General features: G+C 51.3%; 1 rRNA gene. It reads right to left on the bottom strand.

Going from position 1 to position 1,381, the window contains the following annotated elements:
- Window positions 1-32 precede the first annotated feature (32 nt).
- Window positions 33-1,381 (bottom strand): 23S ribosomal RNA (locus JOD97_RS32430); the annotation flags it as partial.

Genomic DNA, 1,381 nt, shown 5'->3' with positions numbered 1-1,381 from the left:
ACTTCTCATTCACCACAACCTGCTAAGGTTATAGGGACAAGCCGTACGGGCAATTAGTATCAGTTAGCTTAATGCATTACTGCACTTCCACACCTGACCTATCAACGTCCTGGTCTCGAACGACCCTTCAAAGAGCTCAAGGCTCTGGGAAATCTCATCTTAAGGCAAGTTTCCCGCTTAGATGCTTTCAGCGGTTATCTCTTCCAGACTTAGCTACCCGGCAATGCCACTGGCGTGACAACCGGTACACCAGAGGTCTGTCCACTCCGGTCCTCTCGTACTAGGAGCAGCCCCCTTCAAATTTCCAACGCCCACGGCAGATAGGGACCAAACTGTCTCACGACGTTTTAAACCCAGCTCACGTACCACTTTAAATGGCGAACAGCCATACCCTTGGGACCGGCTACAGCCCCAGGATGTGATGAGCCGACATCGAGGTGCCAAACTCCCCCGTCGATATGAACTCTTGGGAGGAATCAGCCTGTTATCCCCAGAGTACCTTTTATCCGTTGAGCGATGGCCCTTCCATACAGAACCACCGGATCACTATGTCCTACTTTCGTACCTGCTCGACTTGTCAGTCTCGCAGTTAAGCACGCTTATGCCATTGCACTATTAGCACGATGTCCGACCGTACCTAGCGTACCTTCGAACTCCTCCGTTACACTTTAGGAGGAGACCGCCCCAGTCAAACTGCCTACCATGCACTGTCCCCGACCCGGATAACGGGCCAAGGTTAGAACCTCAAATGAACCAGGGTGGTATTTCAAGGTTGGCTCCACGAGAACTGGCGTCCCCGCTTCAAAGCCTCCCACCTATCCTACACAGATTGATTCAAAGTCCAATGCAAAGCTACAGTAAAGGTTCATGGGGTCTTTCCGTCTAGCCGCGGGTAGATTGCATCATCACAAACACTTCAACTTCGCTGAGTCTCGGGAGGAGACAGTGTGGCCATCGTTACGCCATTCGTGCAGGTCGGAACTTACCCGACAAGGAATTTCGCTACCTTAGGACCGTTATAGTTACGGCCGCCGTTTACTGGGACTTCAATCAAGAGCTTGCACCCCATCATTTAATCTTCCAGCACCGGGCAGGCGTCACACCCTATACGTCCACTTTCGTGTTTGCAGAGTGCTGTGTTTTTATTAAACAGTCGCAGCCACCAGTTTATTGCAACCCGTTCGCCCTACTGAAGTAAATCAGCCAAGCTACAAGGGCGTACCTTTTCCCGAAGTTACGGTACCAATTTGCCGAGTTCCTTCTCCCGAGTTCTCTCAAGCGCCTTAGAATACTCATCTCGCCCACCTGTGTCGGTTTGCGGTACGGTCTCGTATGACTGAAGCTTAGAGGCTTTTCTTGGAACCACTTCCGATTGCTTCAG

This window comes from Duganella sp. 1411, from assembly GCF_017833525.1.
GTDB lineage: Bacteria > Pseudomonadota > Gammaproteobacteria > Burkholderiales > Burkholderiaceae_D > Rugamonas.
The sequence above is the reverse complement of the archived record's forward strand: the minus strand, read 5'-3'. Positions and strand labels throughout refer to the sequence as shown.